Source organism: Bacillus sp. OK048 (genome assembly GCF_900103525.1).
In the GTDB taxonomy this organism is placed as follows: Bacteria; Bacillota; Bacilli; order Bacillales; family Cytobacillaceae; genus Neobacillus.
On record NZ_FNHN01000003.1, the window covers coordinates 297,453 to 316,014 of the forward strand.

General features: G+C 38.4%; 14 protein-coding genes. All 14 read right to left on the bottom strand.

Translation table 11 applies throughout. The features are described 5' to 3' along the window. Nucleotides 1-91: 91 nt before the first annotated feature. A complete protein-coding gene (locus BLR86_RS07740) occupies nt 92-976 on the bottom strand; it encodes a carbohydrate ABC transporter permease (RefSeq protein ID WP_090760357.1) in 885 nt (294 codons plus the stop codon). 33 nt (nt 977-1,009) lie between these two features. Continuing rightward, complete coding sequence (locus tag BLR86_RS07745) at nt 1,010-2,002, bottom strand: ABC transporter permease (protein WP_090759994.1); 993 nt, start codon at nt 2,000-2,002, stop codon at nt 1,010-1,012. A gap of 82 nt (nt 2,003-2,084) precedes the next feature. Further along, complete coding sequence (locus tag BLR86_RS07750) at nt 2,085-3,614, bottom strand: extracellular solute-binding protein (protein WP_090759996.1); 1,530 nt, start codon at nt 3,612-3,614, stop codon at nt 2,085-2,087. A 218-nt stretch (nt 3,615-3,832) separates the two neighbouring features. Next, nucleotides 3,833-5,029, bottom strand: a complete 1,197-nt coding sequence (locus BLR86_RS07755; protein ID WP_090759998.1) for an oligogalacturonate lyase family protein — start codon at nt 5,027-5,029, stop codon at nt 3,833-3,835. Between the two features lie 373 nt (nt 5,030-5,402). Continuing rightward, on the bottom strand, nt 5,403-5,717 hold the full coding sequence (gene rhaM, locus BLR86_RS07760) for an L-rhamnose mutarotase (protein WP_090760000.1): 315 nt from the start codon (nt 5,715-5,717) through the stop codon (nt 5,403-5,405). Nucleotides 5,718-5,739: 22 nt separating this feature from the next. Further along, a complete protein-coding gene (locus tag BLR86_RS07765) occupies nt 5,740-7,731 on the bottom strand; it encodes a beta-galactosidase (RefSeq protein WP_090760002.1) in 1,992 nt (663 codons plus the stop codon). Between the two features lie 37 nt (nt 7,732-7,768). Beyond that, the gene (locus BLR86_RS07770) at nt 7,769-8,434 is read right to left on the bottom strand and encodes a rhamnogalacturonan acetylesterase (RefSeq protein ID WP_090760004.1); all 666 of its coding nucleotides are present in this window, start codon (nt 8,432-8,434) and stop codon (nt 7,769-7,771) included. 25 nt (nt 8,435-8,459) lie between these two features. Beyond that, the gene (locus tag BLR86_RS07775; RefSeq protein WP_090760006.1) at nt 8,460-10,334 is read right to left on the bottom strand and encodes a rhamnogalacturonan lyase; all 1,875 of its coding nucleotides are present in this window, start codon (nt 10,332-10,334) and stop codon (nt 8,460-8,462) included. Between the two features lie 164 nt (nt 10,335-10,498). Beyond that, entirely contained in the window at nt 10,499-12,574 is a 2,076-nt protein-coding gene (locus BLR86_RS07780) for a glycosyl hydrolase 115 family protein (protein WP_368086762.1), read from the bottom strand. Nucleotides 12,575-12,634: 60 nt separating this feature from the next. Next, nucleotides 12,635-13,663, bottom strand: a complete 1,029-nt coding sequence (locus BLR86_RS07785; RefSeq protein WP_090760007.1) for a glycoside hydrolase family 88/105 protein — start codon at nt 13,661-13,663, stop codon at nt 12,635-12,637. Between the two features lie 83 nt (nt 13,664-13,746). Next, entirely contained in the window at nt 13,747-15,066 is a 1,320-nt protein-coding gene (locus BLR86_RS07790) for a Gfo/Idh/MocA family protein (protein WP_090760009.1), read from the bottom strand. A gap of 451 nt (nt 15,067-15,517) precedes the next feature. Continuing rightward, on the bottom strand, nt 15,518-16,603 hold the full coding sequence (locus BLR86_RS07795; RefSeq protein ID WP_090760010.1) for a beta-galactosidase BglB: 1,086 nt from the start codon (nt 16,601-16,603) through the stop codon (nt 15,518-15,520). Nucleotides 16,604-16,746: 143 nt separating this feature from the next. Next, nucleotides 16,747-17,409, bottom strand: coding sequence for a rhamnogalacturonan acetylesterase (locus tag BLR86_RS07800; RefSeq protein ID WP_090760012.1), 663 nt, complete (start codon nt 17,407-17,409; stop codon nt 16,747-16,749). 176 nt (nt 17,410-17,585) lie between these two features. Further along, nucleotides 17,586-18,560 (bottom strand): Gfo/Idh/MocA family protein, encoded by a 975-nt coding sequence (locus tag BLR86_RS07805; RefSeq protein ID WP_368086763.1) that lies wholly within the window; start codon nt 18,558-18,560, stop codon nt 17,586-17,588. Nucleotides 18,561-18,562: the final 2 nt, after the last annotated feature.

Genomic DNA, 18,562 nt, shown 5'->3' on the forward strand with positions numbered 1-18,562 from the left:
ACTATTAATGTCTGAATTTTGTAAATACCAAATAGCCATTTGCAATGGATGAATCATCCATTGCAAATGGCCTACTAATTTATTTTTTCAATTAACCTTTAACTGATCCTAATAGCATACCTTTTGCAAAGTGTTTCTGTAGGAAAGGATACACAATTAATATAGGCAAGGTTGCAACCACTACGACCGCTAGCTTTAATGATTGATCAGGCGGTTCCACAAAGTTCGCACTCGCCGATGCAGCATCTCCAAGCTGTGCCTGTGATAAAATAATAATCTGTTGAAGCAGAACTTGTACCGGCCACTTTGCACTGTCGCTAATGTATAACAAAGCACTGAAAAAGTCATTCCAAATGGCAACTGCGTAGAAGAGAGCAAATGTAGCAAGCACTGGCTTTGAAAGTGGCAGCATAATCCTCCAGAAAATACCAACCTCCGAACAGCCATCTATCTTTGCAGCTTCTTCTAATTCAATCGGTATATTTTGAAAAAATGTTTTTACAATAATTAGATTAAAAGGATTAATCGCAATCGGAAGAATTAATGCCCAATAAGAGTCTAATAGTCCTAATGACTTTACAACGATATATCCGGGGATCATTCCCCCGCTGAAGAGCATTGAAAAAACGATAAGATTCATAAACAAGTTACGGCCCATCAGCGTCTTTCTCGATAAAGGATATGCCATTGAGAACGTAAAAAATAAACAAACTAATGTCCCTACTAAGGTGACACCCATGGATACCAGAAGACTTCGAGTGAAGGTATTTGTAGAAAAGATATACTTATAGGCATCAAGAGAAAATGTCTCCGGAAAGATAAAGAAACTTCTTCTTGTCAATTCAGCTTCGGTTGCAAAAGAGCCAGCAATAATGTAAAGAAATGGGGATATCATGGTAATTCCAATAATCCCCAAAAGAATAAAGTTAAAAACATCAAATACTCTTCCACCAGGAGTATTATGCATTTTTGGCATAGACATTCTTTCCACCTCCTAAATCATTAAACCTTAAAAAATTCCGTCCTGTCCCATTTTTTTTGCCAATTTATTTGCCCCTAAAACGAGGACAACCCCGACAATCGATTTAAATAATCCTACTGCGGTACTATAACTATATGCCCCTTGGGTAATACCCACAAAGTAAACATAGGTATCAAATACATCTGCAACACTTCTATTTAGGGCGTTGCTCATCAGGAATATTTGCTGGAAGCCTGTGTCAAGAAAGTTACCTAGTCGTAAGATAAGGAGAACAATAATCGTACTTCTAACTGCTGGTAGAGTCACATGCCATAAACGTCTCAATCTACCTGCGCCATCCACAATTGCCGCTTCATACTGCTCTTTATCAACTGAAGCAAGTGCGGCTAAGAAAATAACGGTTCCCCAGCCTGATTCTTTCCAGATGATCTGTCCCATTATTAGAGGGCGGAACCATTCTGGTGCTGAGAGGAAGTTAATTTCTTTTCCATAAATTAGCGATACAATTTCGTTTACTACACCGCCGCTAGTGGTAAAAAAGATGTAGGTAATACTTGCGATAATAACCCAAGACATAAAATGCGGTACATATATAAATGTTTGCACGACGCTCTTGTATGCTTGAAGTCGTATTTCATTTAATAGAAGCGCTAAAATAATTGGTGCTGGGAAAAAGAATACTAAATCCAAACATGCAAGTATAAAAGTATTTTCTAGTAATCTAAAAAAGTCAGGGTTTTTGAAGAAGTCGATAAAATTTTCAAAACCCACCCATTTACTTCCGAATACTCCTAAAAATGGGGAGTAGTTCTGAAAGGAAATGACAATTCCCCACATTGGAAGATACTTAAAAATAATAAAATAAACTAAGCCAGGAATTAATAACAGATAAAGCCATTTATCTCTTTTTAATCGTTGGATTTTGGAAATATTCGATTTTACTTCTGCATTTGATGTCTTTTTTACTGTGCTATATCTTGTTTCCACAGTTTCCACACTTTGAGCTTTTAGACCGTCCATATCTTCACTCCTTTCAAATTTACTTTACTTGGATTTTTTAAAACAGGCAGTGTATGAACACTGCCTGTTTTACACCTTGATATTATTTATTCGCTTTTTTGTATAATTCATTGATTTCTTTGATATAGTCGTCTCCGCCTGTGCTACGCCATAATTTGATCGCATCTTTAAAGCCAGCTTCATCTATTTGTCCAACAATAAATTTGATACGTGCATCATTGATAATATTATCTAACTGCTGCCCTTTTTGAGCGTAAACATCAGATAAGAATGACTCTGCAGGATTTGGAACAACTATTTTTTCATTATCCTTCAGAATTTTCTGCTCTTTTTCTCTTACAGCTGTCATTTCTGGTTTAATGAATCGGTCCTCCGGGATACCCATATGGAATTGGTTTAAGTCAGTAAATTCATTGATAAGTGCTTGATCATTGTTCGTTAGAATGACTAATTTACCATCCTTGATTTCATAATGGCGGCCTTCGATACCGTTGTAGGCTAATTTTTGTGATTCTTCTTCATTCACTTTGTCTAAGAAAGTTAATACCTGCTTTAACTCTTTTTCGGTTTTCACACTTGATTTAGGGATAGCCAGCAGGCCAGAGTAACCAGCAGTTGGCAGTGAACGAAGACCTTTTGGACCTTCTACTGCGCCTAAAATATCAATTGGCTCTGTTAATGCAGGATTGGCTTTTCTCATGTCTTCATCTGCGCGGCGTCCGCGGTCAAGTACGTCGACAATAACCCCTGCTTGTCCATTTAATAATGGATCTCCCCATTTTTGCGGATCCATGACAGCAAAGTCTTGGTTGATTAATTTTTCATCATATAATTTCTTGAAGAATTTTAATGCGTTCATATATTCTTCGGTCATAAAGTCTGGCTGTAATTCACCAGACTTTTCACCCCATTTATTTGGTGCGCCGAACCAAATTTGCATGATGTCAAATGGACCAGAATATTTTGAAATAACCATTCCATATGTGTCATCTTTGCCGTTCTTGTCTGGGTCATTTTTTGTAAATGCTTTTAATACGTTGTAAAAATCATCAATTGTTTTTGGTGTTTCTAATCCAACATTGTTTAACCAATCTTTACGGAACGTTACACCTAATCTTCCTAATGGACGGGCACGATAAATCCCGTAATTTTTCCCATCAATGGCACTATTTTGCAATGTAATTTCATTTGCTTTGCTTAGATTAGGGTAATCTTTTAAATAAGGTCCAATCTCCCAGAATGCTCCATCTCGAACTGCACTGACGAAACTAGGAATCTTAGAAGGTATCATCATGACATCTGGAAGATCACCAGATGCTAGTGTAATGTTTAACTTATCTTGATAGGCACTATCTAATACCCAATTCATGGTAATGTTCGTATTTGTAAACTTTTCTAATTCTTTTAAAACGGGACTGTCATCAGATGGCGGATCTGGAGTGTACGCCGTAGTCATTATTCTAATTTCAGGTGTTGAACTTTTTCCCTCTTTACTTTCGCCGCTTGACTTTTCAGTCTCGCTGCATGCAGCCAAAGAGAATAATAACATCGCTGAAAGGGCTGGAACTGCAATCTTTTTACCGAATAATCTTTTTCTCATTCTTTTTTTCATTTTTTTACCCCCAATTTATATTTATAAGTTTAGATCTTGGTTCAGCTTTTTCTCCACTTCTATTGGTCATGGCAACTGAAACATGTTCTATACCCAAGGTAAACCGCTTTCATTTTTCTGACAATTACATTTTTTTGTACCCGCTAAAACCTTGTCCTTATCATGTTTTTTAACGGTTTAAACACTTTCTTGTCGAATTAATACTTTCTTGAAAATCCTTATTCTTTTATTAATTTTCCATCTGCTAGTTTAGGCAGGCTTTCAAATTTAGGAACATCGGCAAGATATACATTTCCATATCCATTCCGATCTGAGGTAAACAACACCTGATTTCCATTATGGCTAAAGCGCGGGTGAACATGGAGCTGCTGCACTTGAAAGCTTCCTCGGTGTTTACATAATATCCGTGGTCCTTCCATTCCATTAGCGGTTTTCTTCCATAAAAAAATACAATCTTGATACCTTTCACCATGATAGGCACTTGACTGCTGTCCATCCCCAACGATTAACCCAGAATCATTCGAGTGAATGTGCATATTTTGATATGGGAATTCGAATTCCTGACAATCGGTATTGTCGAATTTTACAAATCCAAGAAATTTACCATCTTTTCGATCCAATGACTCAGTAAATCCATGATAGCCAATATGGATCCCATCTGCATGCCAGTATTCGTGACCAGCAAATTGGTTAGGCTCACCTTCTCTAATTTTCCAGAAATCACCTGTTTCAATATTCATTGCCCAAATGCGGTGATCTACCTTATCCCATGGCCCTTCATGACAAAAAGTAATAAGATGCGATTGTGTCGGAGAAGCATTAACATGTCCAATCCACCGTTTCTCTTCATGAATTACCTTAGTTTCTCCTGTTTCAAATGTTAGAAGACATATCTGACAATACGGTCTAGCTGCTTCTGTTTCCTCGAACCCAACATATCCACCTGATAGATTGCTATGAATGGTAGTAGATAAATCCTCTGATAGACCAAAACATAAATGGTTTCCATCTGCTGTACAACTAAGGTTACTAAAATTAAAACCTTCAGGCTTTGTATAGATTACTTTTTCCTCTAAATCATCTAAATCAAGTGCAATAATCGTTTTATCCAAAGTAAAGTAAGCCACATTTTTAGTAGGATTTATATACGATCCCTGTAATCCCTTGGACACATTTTTGTCTAGGTCAGTTAATTGGGTGTATTCTCCATTCGTTAAATCCAAACTAAATAGATTTGTAGAGTTCCCTCGGTCAGAACAAACTAATAATTTAGAACCGTTATCATACACGCCATCATTTGTAAAATATGTATGAAAACTATGCGCCATGTAATCTGTTAATTGTGTGATTTTTACTCCTGTAATCTGGTCATGAAACTCTTTCCATTCTGCTGGCCATTTTGTCCCTTTTCCCATTGTTGATTCCTCATTTCAAAAAAGTATGTGTTTTACTGTATTATTACCTTATATTGGTTGGCCATTTCCATCAATAATACTTTTTTGCTGGCAGCCTTTTTGCAACAATTGAATGATTCAATAAAAAAGGACCATCAACTAAAACGATAGATGATGGTCCTTATTCAAGATTAGTTTTTATTAATCTAGGCTCTGTTAAACTTAGTTGTTGATTTCCGTTCCAGGCACTTCGCTTTCCGCGGGCGACCGCCGAGCCTCCTCGACACTGCGTGTCTGCGGGGTCTCGCCTGTCTCGCTTCTCCCGCAGGAGTCTTCGTGCCTTCCACTCCAATCAACAAGTGGTCAAAAATCAACATTATTCTTTAACAATGGCTTATTCTAAATAAAATACTTTTTTTAATTCAGTTGCAACGGGGCTGTTGTCCTCATTTGTCTCCATGATATCCTTCATATAGACCCACCATTTTTGACAGATTTCTGTCTGAGCTATAGCATTCCATTTTTCTTCACTCTCAATTTCTACATATGCGAAAAGGTTATTTGTCTGTTCATCTAAGAAAATAGAATAATGGTGAGCACCATGTTTCTTTATTTCCACTTCCATTTCCGGCCATAATTCGTCGTGGCGTTTTTTATATTCATCATGATAACCTTCGAATACTTTCATTACGGATGCTTTTCGAATCATATTCCTTTTCCTCCTATAACTATTACAATTGATTAAATTGAATTATTCTATATTCAAATTTACCAAGCTGAAGTTTACCTGGTTCTACTACACGATTGGTCTGTAAATCTATCCCTTGTTGTGAAAGGGTAACACTGCCGCCATTCCCATCCATATTGATTACAAACCAAACAGTAAAGCCATTTCCCTGGCGTGGCGCAACGATTGTTCCTTCCGTAACATCCGACCTCATGGTAATATTTGCTTCCTGCGAATAGTGATCTACTAGTTTCTGCAGTAGCAAATCACCAGCTTCGCCTACTGGCATCGATCCAAGCATTACAATTTTCCCTGCACCTAGCTTATGCTCTGTAATAAACGATTTCCCTTTTGAAAGGCCTTCTTCAATGATACCTACAGCCGTTTCGGATTGCATTTCAAAAACGGAACTCCACATTCCTAAAGGAGCGGTGATATCAAAAGCACGTCCAATCGTACCTGAATCATCCATCGGGTAAGTAAATAACACTTCTACGCCTGCCATTTTTTCAAGTTCTCCTAATGCTCGGTCAGTATGCACGGTATGATTTTCTGTTCGACCACCAGTTAGTGGCCCAGCAATCCAAATTCCGCCATTTTCAACAAACCGCTTTGCCCTTGCAATATATTCAGATGATAAATATTGGATAAATGGAGTAAATAAAACCTTATAGCCCTCTAAGTCGGCCCCTTCTGGAATCACATCCCGATGAATTCCCATATATAAAATCCGTTTATAAAAGTCTGTGACTAAACTACGATGATTTAAATTTCGATGTGGTTCCGTTTTTAAGAATGCCTTAGCCCGATCTGAGTAAGTAATCGCCAACTCGGCTTGGCTTGGCTTCGTAGATAATATGATCGGTTCAATTTCTTTTCTCAATGCTTCTACTTCTAACACATTTTCATAGCCTACTGTCGGTTTCCCCCATGCACTAAGAACGGAACCGTGTGGCTGTTCGCAACCAGCACGCTGCTGCCTCCATAGCCAATAACAAAAAGCTTCAGCACCTAACGCGTATGCCGCAGCTGCTTCTACCTTTAAATAGCCATTTGGATGTGGTGCTGCATAGCTTGCTAGTGATGCTGCATAGGATGGACTTGTTTCCATTACCCAGAACCCTCTATCCTTTTTAAAGTTTCTCCACAAGTCGCTGTTAATTAAGTAAGCTGGAAAATTTTCGATTGTTGCATACGTATCAAAGGATGCAAAATCGAGGTTTTTAAATATCCTTTCATTATCAACACTGAAAAACACAGAGCTGTTATGTGTAATGGGTGCACTAGAATACTTTCTAATAATTTCAGCCTGTCCATCAGAAAACTCTGCAATTTTCTCCATCGAAAACAATTGGTACATGGTATGTAACGATGAATTGTGTAAAAATGGTGCTGGTCCTGGCTGTGGAACCTGTTCAAAGCTATGATAATATTCGCTCCAAATTTTTGTTCCCCATGCTTCATTTAGATTTTCGATTGTCTCATAGCGGTCCTTTAACCATAGCTGCCATAATTCTTTACAGGTATTACACATACATTCGCTAACATGGCATTTAAACTCATTATCAATCTGCCAACCAATGACACCGGGCAAACCACCTACTTCTTTTGCAATATTTTCTGTGATAAGTGCTGCTCTCTCCCTAAAATAAGGGTGGTTCGTACAGGCATGCTGCCTTGACCCATGTCCCATTACTGTCCCATCAGCATCCACATACATCCGCTCCGGATGGCCATGGGAATACCAGATCGGTGGCGTAGGAGTTGGTGTACACATAACCGTTTCGATACCATTTTCATAAAGTGTGTTAATGATATTCTTAAAGAAGCTGAGATCAAATTTCCCTTCTTCAGGCTCCATTGATGCCCAGGCAAATTCACCGATCCTGACAACGTTAATACCTGTCTTTTTCATTTCTTTAATATCTTCTTCTATTACTTTTTCATCCCATAGCTCCGGGTAATATGCCGCACCATGATATAATTTTTTGCCCATGCTACTTTCACCTCATGTTGGTTGATTTTCTATCAAACTATCCCTTTATAAACGGGACAAGTGGTAATTGTAGTTCTTTTATTCCTTCTATGACTAATTTTCCGACTTCCCTTGCGCCATGTTCACAAAAGTGCGTGTTATCCTGGATTCCATCAGGATAATTTGGGCTTTCATTTGCCGCAAACCAAGTGAACAATTGTTTTGAGCCTTCAGGACCTAATGATTGATAGAGTTTTTCTGTTTTTTCCAATAGATTTATAAGTTGGACATCTAGTTTTTCCGCTAGCTGTATCATCGCTTTTGGATAGTCCCCTAGTGTATTGACTAAACAATTATTTTCATCAAAGTTTCTTCGATGTACAGAGGTAATCAAAATCGGGATTGCGCCTCTTTCTCTTGCACCATTTATATATTCCGCCAAATTAGACTGGTACGTTGTAAAGGGCTCGGTACCAAATGATTTTTGATCGTTATGTCCAAATTGAATAAATAGATAATCATTTGGCTGAATGAAATCCAGAATAATACCTAAATATCCTATTTCAATAAAGGTATTCGTACTTGCTCCACCCTTAGCAAAGTTATGAACTCTAATTTCCTCTGTAAAAAAAGATTGAAACATTTGCCCCCAGCCGGCCAGTGGCGCCTCATTTCGCGGACAGCTAGCAACGGTAGAGTCACCTGCTAAAAATATATTAATCAACTTTTGTCCCCCCCTTTAATTATAGTTAATTACTATGTTGTTCTTGTTTTTTTGTTTCAGATTCAGATTTAACCTCATAGATTTTCGGAGTTGGCGGTTTTTCCATGTTATGACCAAGAAAGAAACCTGGATGCGGTGGCTGGTTATAAGCAACATTCTGCCAGGCAATCGCTAAACGATAGTTAGGGTCATGCATTAGTGTATAAATACGATGATCGGTTATATCAGTTGTTGTATAGATTCTTAGTGCCGTGCTATCATCTGTCCGCCAAATTACTTCTTCCCGCCAATCGCCTAAAATATCAGCTTGTAGACATGGGTTCCCTTTTGTTCCGTTATTGGACCTTGTACCATCTGCAGTCAGCAAATTAATCAGCTGGCCATTTTGATAATCCCATTTGTCAATTTTCCCTACTCCAATTCCGGTTTCTACATCATATTCATGGTCTAGTAGTTCTCTAAGTAAATCTCCATCCCACCAAATAGCAAAATTAAAGGACTGAGGATTGGTATCCGAAATTTTCTCACCGGTGCTGCTATACAATCCTGCCCCTCCTGTCTTCCAATCCGTGGATGACCAAACCTCTGCTCCCTCATACCGTGGGTCAATATCTGCAGCCATGCCCCTTCCTACATCTTCGACTGAAGGAATACCCCATAAAATCTCACCGGTTTTCGCATCATGGATTTCTGTGCCATTTTCCTGTGGTATCTCATGTACCTGGAAAATTTCCAGACCTGGTCTGCTTGGAATCAAATTACCTACATGGATAGCATCTCCATGTCCTAAACCAGTGGTATATAATCCCTGCCCATTATGATCAATCACACAGGAACCGTAGATAATTTCATCTTTTCCATCATCATCAACATCTGCAACACTTACACTATGGTTTCCCTGACCTGAATAGCCTTCATTTCCTGGCTCGAGGCTGTCAAACCTCCATAATTTTGTAAGCTCACCATCCCGCCAATTATAGGCAGTCAGCACCGCCCTTGTATAATAACCACGGCACATGACAAGGCTTGGCCTTACTCCATCAAGGTACGCAACGCATGCAAGAAAACGGTCAACTCGGTTCCCTTCGTCATCACCCCAATCCGCCCCTTTTCCTCTAGGTGGATCGTAGTCAGTTGTAATAAGCTCTTTCCCAGTAGCTCCATCAAATATCGTTAAATACTCCGGACCATCGAGAATAAAACCTTCAGAGTTTCGATAATCAGAATCTGGATTTCCGATTATCTTTCCTTGTCCATCAACCGTACCATCTGCCGTTTTACAAGCTATTTCTGCGATACCATCACCGTCTAGATCGTAGACCAAGAATTGAGTATAATGTGCACCTGCCCGGATGTTTTTACCTAAGTCAATTCTCCATAAATGAGTTCCGTTTAGTTTATACGCATCGAGATACACATTACCTGTGTATCCTTTGTGTGCGTTATCATGGGAATTGGATGGATCCCACTTTAAGATGATTTCATATTCACCATCTCCATCCACATCCCCAACACTAGCATCATTTGCACTATAGATGTACGAGATACCATCTGGCGAAATTCCGCCTTCCGGCTTTTTCAATGGAAGTTCCAGATAATTGGTATCCCAAACATTCACTTTTTCAGATGGGAGTTGTTCTACTCCATTTAAAACGGCACAAATATAATAGAAGGAATTAGAATTCCCATTGTTGTCTAAAAAATTGGTACTTGCAGTAATTGGGGTTTGATTCACTTTCATATCGTCTCGGTAAACGTTAAAGGAAATCTCTTCAGGGTCTGTTCCAAACAAACGCCATCCAATATAAACTCCTGTTTCAACCTTAACGGCAACTAGCCCCCGATTTAACCTTTCCATCTGACGTAATTCTGAAGCTTGAACTTGTTTATCAATCGACATAGTACATTTCCTCCTAATGTGCTGCTTTTTACTGTAGAGTAAAGTACCCTTTTATTTTCAGCAATCGTATTTTTTTGAAATATTTGTTAATTACACGTAAGACTATCTTGCGGATTAGCACTTTTTTGCGATAAAAGTATTTACTACCTACAGTTTGTAAGCGTTTAACCTTGAAGAAACTTTTCGCCCAATCGTTTTGCCAACTCATCATCTGACAGCGGATTCCTGTGAGTATTCTCCAAATAAATGTATTTTTCCGTTTCCGGCATCAGGTATTGTTTATACCATAAGAAGAAATCTGGACTGTCTCCCTGCATTCGGAGAAACTTACGCAGTGCTTCCAGAGAATAAATGGTGCTATCTATGTTTGTTAACCAATCCGCTCGATAAAAATTATGCCATTTCCCATGCTCTGCATGTTTAAAAGCTTGCTTACTATCCTTGTAATGATCAATTGATCTAGACATGTGGACAAAAGCAAGGTGAAAGTCATGTTGGATAAAAGAAAGATAGGCGGTGCATAGTGAAATAAAACCTCTACATCCGAAAGCATGTAATTCCGCTTGCAGCAACAGCTGATCGCCGAATCGTCGAGCTTCTTCTTCTGTTAGCTGCAAAGAGAGATTTCTGCACTCGTTCAAAAATTCTTCCCAGCCAGCTAAACCATTTTGGCATTTTTCCAAAAACCATTTCACTTGATCAGTAAAAGAAATTTCACCGGTTGCCCAATATAGCCTTTTCTCTGGTACATCCGTTTTCCCTTGTAGCCAATGGCCAATGATCTTCCTTGCAGGATGATGATAAAATTCTTCCCCTGCCTTGTCATCTGGATTAGGCCCATAAGAAATCGTCTTTTGGAAATAGCTTCTGTATAGCTGTGCAATTTCTTTCGTTTTAGTTTTATAAAGACGTTCCATAAATAATTGTAAATGTTCTTCTACATTTATTGTGCCTTTGTTCCAAAGTTCACTAACAATATCAAGTGGGTAAAGATGCATACGGATATTCCCGCTATTAAGCAGCAAATATGACGTAGCACCTGCCTCAAACGCCTTTTCAACTTCTACTTTAATTAGCTCTGGTGGAGATGGAAACATCGTCAAATGATTTGACGCCTGGAGGTCATGGAATGTTATATGATAATAAATCCCATGTTCCCCGCTCTCATCTACTGATGGCAAAGAAGGAATCCGGTAGCTTTCATTCCCCTGTCTTCGAGTCACCATTTTGCCATAGCCATTATCTGCCCAAATTTTAATAACCCCATCAGGTACCTGAATATGACCAGCTTTGTATAATTCAGAGATTTCACCATATAAAGCCATACAGCAGACAGGCTGATCCACAGAATTGTTTATCATTTTGTATTGCCTGTGGACAACTTTAGAGATCATAGCACCCCTTTTTTCTGGTGTGTCAAATTCTGGATCATACTGCCAAAAGGGAGCATCTCCCTGCCCTCGAAACGAGAGTACCCAGACAATTTTTTCATTTTTTTGTTTCTGAATAGCTTCATCCCAGAGAAACTCAAATAGTTCTGGATTTTCCTTATAACTTGGTTTTTCCCCCGGAAATGCCCTTAAAAACATTTCTGCTCCTAACGGCTCAGCGTGGTGATGCGTCACCCATAAACCCATTTCAGCTGCTAACTCTGCATGAATACCTGATTTTGGAAGATCTGTACCCGGGATGACCATATTTCCCCCACTGCGTAATAAAGCTTCGAAAACCGGAAACCAAATCTCTTTCGTTGGAGGATATTGTTCCTTCCACCCAATGAGACAAACCTCATCATTCACAAACCAGCCCCGGTATTTTACTGCTTTTTCTAAGGAATCGAAATTAGTCGTTGGAATATGTATGTTAGATTTTGGTTTAACAGGGATGTCCGCCCAAAACCAAAAAGGATCGACCTCTAAATAATGGTGGCTGTAATGGAGCAAACCGTAAATGATACCTAAATCGTCATAACCAATAATATGCAATTGCGATTTTCCGTCCTTCTCCTCAAAACGAAAACTATAAGCCTCAGGTTTTACAGAACATTCAATGTTCGTTTCTGCATATCGAATGACAATATCAGCTTTTTCCGATAAAGATGTTTCTAGGACTGGTGGTTTTCCGAATACTTTACTATGGTCTCTGCTAATCATATCCACTGCATGCTTGACTGGAGTTGTTATATTTTCTGGTATAGAAATGACAGAGTTCTTATCGAATACCACAAATGGCAGCCTCAACTTTTCCCCTCCTTTTAAAAGAACCTGTGGAAGTTTGCATCTTTCCACAGGTTTACTATACTAATTGTTATTTTCTCTTTTTAATAGCAGTGATAAAAAGGCTAATACAAGACCTTGTCCCCATCCTTGTACTCGTTTATAGGGAACTTCTTTGTATCCGTTCGCATCAAACATAACGGCAGTTCCTGCTGATACTCCCATAACCGATCCGTCCTCACGAATTTGGCCAAGAATTCCCTCAATCGATTTTTGAATAAACTTGTTATATAACTTCCCACTTGTTAGCAAAGCAGCAGCAATCCCGGCTGAACCCGAGGTTTCAAGATAAGACGTTGGATCATCTACAATCGTATACCAAAGACCTGTATCTGATTGTAAGCGAACTAACGCACTTAATTGATCACGTAAAGAACCTTGAATAATCATATAGGACGGATGCTGAACCGCAATTAGTTCAAGTGCCCGCGCCATGGTGTAGGCCGCCCAGCTGTTTCCTCTAGCCCAAAAAATTCCTGACATATGGTTTTGTCCGAGATGATCCCAGCCATGATAATAAAGATTTGTGATGTCATCCTGGAGAAACGTTTCATGTCCATGGTATTGCTTTAATCCAAAGTTGAAATAATCGTCGCGGTCTAACTGGTGGCCAATTCTCAACAGAAAATATCCTGCCATAAACATAGTGTCAACCCATGCTTGTTCAGGGAATTGATATTTCGTTCCATTTACAGTATGCTGCAGGACACCATCACCAAAGCGCTCCGCGTCATGAAGCAAATAGTCCGCCATTTGGATCGCATTTTCAATATACTTTTCTTCATTTGTAGCTTTGTATAACGTTAACAGGATATGACCAATCGAGGAGGCATTTACCGTTAGCCTAGGAAGGCCATCTTCTAATTCGGCATCTACCCAATCTTTAATAGATTGTAAATACTTCATTTCACCGGTTGCTTCGTAGGCTTCCGCTACACCAAAGAAGGCTACGCCTCCTGGCCAATCCCAACTGAAATCCATATTAAAGGTTCTATCTACTACTCTATCGATTGCCTGTGAAATCTTGGTTTCCTCAAGTACTAATTGTGGCATTTTTATCCTCCTTAACTAAGAACCGAAGGGCTTGTTTGATTCCCTCTTTCTTCATTTTTCTACTTCAACGGTAACCAAAAGCTCTATAAAACTACTTTTGGCATTGAAAGATCTACGCTATTTTTCAGTAGTTCATCAATCTTCATTGGCTTATTTTCTTTTACTGAACGCCATACACCTTCACCAACAGCGATGGAGTATGCGCCCGCTTCAGCACCAGCTAAAATTTCATAAGGACGAGTTTGATCTACTCCCATGAAGAGATCTTCTAGCAATACTGGGTCTCCCCCTCCATGTCCTCCTCCAGTTTGCAGAACATGAATGGTCTCCTTTGCCCCGCCAAATAACGGATAAAACTCAATAGTTTGTTCAGGAACAGAAAATGGAATACGGCTTGGTTCATGGTATTCGGTAGTTTCAATTCTTCCTTTTGTACCGTTAATCGCTAAACGATAGCCTTCATATGGAAGAGAGAAATTAACGGAATAGCTTAAAAATGCACCTTTATCATACTTAACGGTGGCAACATAGGTATCCTCGATTTCAATTTCATGATCAAAGATACAAGAGTCTGGACGATAATGTGTATAGTTTTGAGATGATTTTTCTATGCTATCGGCTTTAATATGATCGTCTTTCGCGGTGATATTATTTCGGCGGTTTGACCAGCGCATATAGTATTGACATAAGTGTTTTTCCTGACATGTGCTGCAGTAACGATTGTCTGTCGGACTTGGATTAAATTCTCCGTCTTTCCCGAAATAATTTAAAGCCCCATATGCAAACACCTCTTCTGGTTTTTGATCCAGCCACCAATTGACTAAATCAAAGTGATGTGTAGATTTATGAATCGATAAGCCGCCTGAAAAATCCCGGTTGCGGTTCCATCTTTTGAAGTAGCTGGCACCATGATACGTATCAATATACCAATTTAGATCAACGGAAGTTACTCTGCCAATTTTCCCTTCAAGAATTAATTCTTTTATCTTCCGATGAAACGGATTATAGCGGTAATTAAAGGCGACAATTACTTTTCCACTACTTTTCTTTTCTGCTTCGATAACTTTTCTAGCATCATCTGCTTTGGTCACCATCGGCTTTTCTGTAATAACCGTTAAGTTATTCTCTAACCCTTTCAATATATAATCAATATGAGTATCATCCCTGCTCGTTACAATAACGGTGTCAGGATTTGTCTCATCGATCATCTGTTGGAATTGTTCGGAATGATAAGCGGGAACAGATATTAATTCTGGAAAACTATCATGAAAAATCTCTATTCTTCGCGGATCATTATCAAGTACTCCGACGATTTGATTTTGTGATCCAAATTGATGAAGGATTGAATCAATAAACATACCTAAGGCTCTGTTACTTAATCCACAAACAACAATTTTATTCATTCCTATTCACCCTATTTCAACTTATTTTATTGAATGGCTCTGTTATTATTCATTGTTGATTTCCGTGTAGAAAAATTTTTAAGCGGAGAATTTCCGGCTAATGTCGATAGTGAGGCTTAAGGAGCAGATATAAGCGGAGATATTCCGACTAACTGTTCACAATAAGACAAAAGCCATCGTTTTGGAACGTATAACCGGAAAAACTCCGCTTATTTTAAGGGAAATATGGGAATTTCCCGAAATAAACGGAATTTCTCCGCCTATTTTTCAAATTGAGTGAAATCAACATTTACCTTTAACACAGCCTATTGATTAATAGTTAATATTTTTCTTTTAAAAAACCAACACTCTCATCAATATAAGGTTCGATGGTTTCTTCAAGGAGGAGATTGATTTTTGTACGTTTCTATTGTTAAAAGATTGACCGGGTCTAGCATTACTTGTCATTCTCTTATATTCTGTGATACAAATACTCTACTAACGATAGAATTGCCATGGACTGTCCATACGGCATCGCAGTGACTGGAATTTGTTTATAAAAATCTTGGGTTTCACCCATCGCGGTTCCTGCTGAAACGTTTCCTAATTCTCCGTTTTCATTTATATTTTCAACCACTGCCTTCATTGCTTTTAAGCCCATATCCATATACTTACTATCCACGTAACGCTTACGAACAGAACGTAACGTTCCAAAAGCAAATCCAGCGGTACAGGAGGCTTCTACATATGAACTAGGGTCAAGTAACAGGGTATGCCATAACCCATTTTCATTTTGGCATGTTTCTAATGCTTCCAATTGACTTTCTAACGTATCAATTAATACCTGACGAACAGGGTCATTTGCAGGTAGTTCTACTAAATCCAAAAATTCAGGAATAGCAATGGTTACCCATGAATTTCCACGACCCCATAACGCTTCGGCAAAGTTATGATTGCCTTCAAACGTCCAGCCATGGAACCATAATCCCGTTTTCTTATCAAATAAATATTTAATATGTATTAAAAATTGTTTTTTTGCCTCTTCTACGTATTCTGGTTTATTTAACAATAAACCGATTTTGGTTAAAGGCAGAACGCTCATCATCAAGGTGTCATCCCATAATTGCTGATAATTCTCATTACCAAATACAACATGCTGAATTCCGCCATCCTTTGTTCGCGGCATATCATGGTACAGCCAGTCACCCCACGTTTCTAGATATGGAAGGTATGTTGGATTACCTATTTCTTCGTACAAATATGCAAGCGTTAACATTTGTACCATTGTGTTAACGTTTTTTTCTACTGGAAGTTCTTTAAATTGATCATCGAACCACTTTACGATAATAGTTAATACTTCTTCTTTTTTTGTTAATTTATAGTATTTCATCATTCCATACAGTCCAACGCCTGCTGTCCATTCCCAATAATTAAAGCTTTTGTTATCGATTTTTCTGCCATCAGCAAGTGGAATGGCGTATTTCCCATCTGGATCATTTAAGTTAATCAGGTTATCAATTAGTAAATCAATTTTCTTTTCGATTTCATGTCTATGCATTTATGATTTCCTCCTCAAATTTAATGACTAGTGATTAGGATAATTTTCAAAAAAGATTCCCAGAGTATACATCTTAATTATATTTAAACTATTTTTAGAGTTTAATTAAAAATTCAGATTAGATTAATTAAAAAACAGTGTATCTATATCACTATTAATTGTTTCTGTAACGGCAGATTGCTTTCTTTTATCCCATCAACCACAAGACCTGCCATTTGATAGGCACCTTTTTTCGTAAAATGAGTAAAATCTGTTCCGTTTACTGATGCCATAAATAAACTTAAGGATTCCTTATTGCCAATGGTATTCAACAGTCTAAGACTTTTCTCCATTAAATCTATTAAAGTTACCTTTTCCTCTAAAGCAACTTCTTTCATTGCTGCACAGTATTCAGGAAAATCATTAATAAATTTTCCATCTTTTTCGTGCATCCTTGCTGGCGGGGTTATGAATACAGGTACTGCACGATTATTTCTTGCACTCGTAACATACATTTTTAAAAATTGCTTATAGGTTGTAAATGGCTCTGTAAAACGTTCAGGTTTACTTTTTGTCGAATCATTATGACCCATTTGTATGAATAAATAATCACCAGCATTTATTTCCTTTGATATGGCAAGTAATCTCCCTTCCTCTATAAATGTTTTCGAGCTTCGGCCACCAATAGCGTGATTAGATACTCGTACTTCCTCATTTAAAAAGACCTGCAGAAACTCTCCCCAGCCTCCCTGATGTTTTTCACTGGCATCATAATCCTGTACAGTTGAATCTGCTGCAAGGAAGATTCTATTTGGTACATTATCCATAAATAATCCTCCTTCTTAACCAAGCATGAATGTTAAACCGTTATCTATTCAATAACATGACCGCATTCTTTTTGCTATTAGACTTTCTTGTTCTCCCCAATATCGAAATGATATTTTTCTGTCTCCTTATCATACTTTTGTGAATAAAGGAAAAATTCCTTACTCTAGTTACCCATTCACAACGCAAAGTTTTTCACTATTATTGGTTGCCCACTTATAGCTGACTGATTGGCGGCCATCGTAACTTGATGGGTAATTACTGCATCTTTATAGTTTGATAAAATTTGGGATGGGTTGCCGGTTTTAATTGCATTTAGAAAAATCTTATTTTCTTCAATGTATGGATTTACCTGTTCTTTATATTCTAAAATCTGATTACCTTTAACCTCACGTAATCCCTCATTACCAAGCTCTAAAACTCCTTTATCTGTATAAAAGTCTAGTCCGACCTTGCCCGATTCTGGCAGGATACAGGTATTTGATACAGTTGCAACCATACCATTCTTTAGTTTCATGGTGACAGTGCCCACATCTGACACCGTTGTTCCCTTTACCTTTTCGTTCATGATGTTGCTGCTGTATGCTGCATAAACTTCCGTAATATCACCGCACAAGAAACGTAATAAATCGACAATATGTGTGGTTTGTTCCACAAATTGTCCGCCAGATGTTTTTTGATTTCTCCACCAAGGAACCATTGGCATGTTTCCCATCCAATAGCCAAGTGCCATCCCAACATTACGGTTTTCAAGTAACGATAAAGCTTTCTTTGTGGTTTCTTTATAACGCCATTGGTATCCAACCGAGGTGATAAGTCCCTTCTCTTCGATTTTCTTTGCAATGTAAAGTGGCTGTTCATCGATTCCAAGTGGTTTTTCCACAAAAAATGGAATGTTTCTTTCTATCAAAGTAAACTCAATAGCGCCATGTGCCATAGGCGGTACACAAATATAGACAGCATCTAGTTTCTGCTTATCAAGCATCTCCTCAACATTTGTATACCCTTTGGCATTTGACCAGTTTCTTGCTTCTTTTTCAGCCTTTTCAATACTCGTACCACAAAATGCTGTAACCTCCACTCCATCCATTTTTGCCAATAGAGCAGCATGCGTTTTTGCAAACCAGCCCGTACCAATAAAGCCAATCTTCAAAG

Excerpts from the sequence above, each read along its gene's own strand:
- BLR86_RS07740 (WP_090760357.1), bottom strand. The coding sequence starts at position 976 with ATGCCAAAAATGCATAATACTCCTGGTGGAAGAGTATTTGATGTTTTT.
- BLR86_RS07745 (WP_090759994.1), bottom strand. The coding sequence starts at position 2,002 with ATGGACGGTCTAAAAGCTCAAAGTGTGGAAACTGTGGAAACAAGATAT.
- BLR86_RS07750 (WP_090759996.1), bottom strand. The coding sequence starts at position 3,614 with ATGAAAAAAAGAATGAGAAAAAGATTATTCGGTAAAAAGATTGCAGTT.
- BLR86_RS07755 (WP_090759998.1), bottom strand. The coding sequence starts at position 5,029 with ATGGGAAAAGGGACAAAATGGCCAGCAGAATGGAAAGAGTTTCATGAC.
- rhaM (WP_090760000.1), bottom strand. The coding sequence starts at position 5,717 with ATGATTCGAAAAGCATCCGTAATGAAAGTATTCGAAGGTTATCATGAT.
- BLR86_RS07765 (WP_090760002.1), bottom strand. The coding sequence starts at position 7,731 with ATGGGCAAAAAATTATATCATGGTGCGGCATATTACCCGGAGCTATGG.
- BLR86_RS07775 (WP_090760006.1), bottom strand. The coding sequence starts at position 10,334 with ATGTCGATTGATAAACAAGTTCAAGCTTCAGAATTACGTCAGATGGAA.
- BLR86_RS07785 (WP_090760007.1), bottom strand. The coding sequence starts at position 13,663 with ATGCCACAATTAGTACTTGAGGAAACCAAGATTTCACAGGCAATCGAT.
- BLR86_RS07790 (WP_090760009.1), bottom strand. The coding sequence starts at position 15,066 with ATGAATAAAATTGTTGTTTGTGGATTAAGTAACAGAGCCTTAGGTATG.
- BLR86_RS07795 (WP_090760010.1), bottom strand. The coding sequence starts at position 16,603 with ATGCATAGACATGAAATCGAAAAGAAAATTGATTTACTAATTGATAAC.
- BLR86_RS07800 (WP_090760012.1), bottom strand. The coding sequence starts at position 17,409 with ATGGATAATGTACCAAATAGAATCTTCCTTGCAGCAGATTCAACTGTA.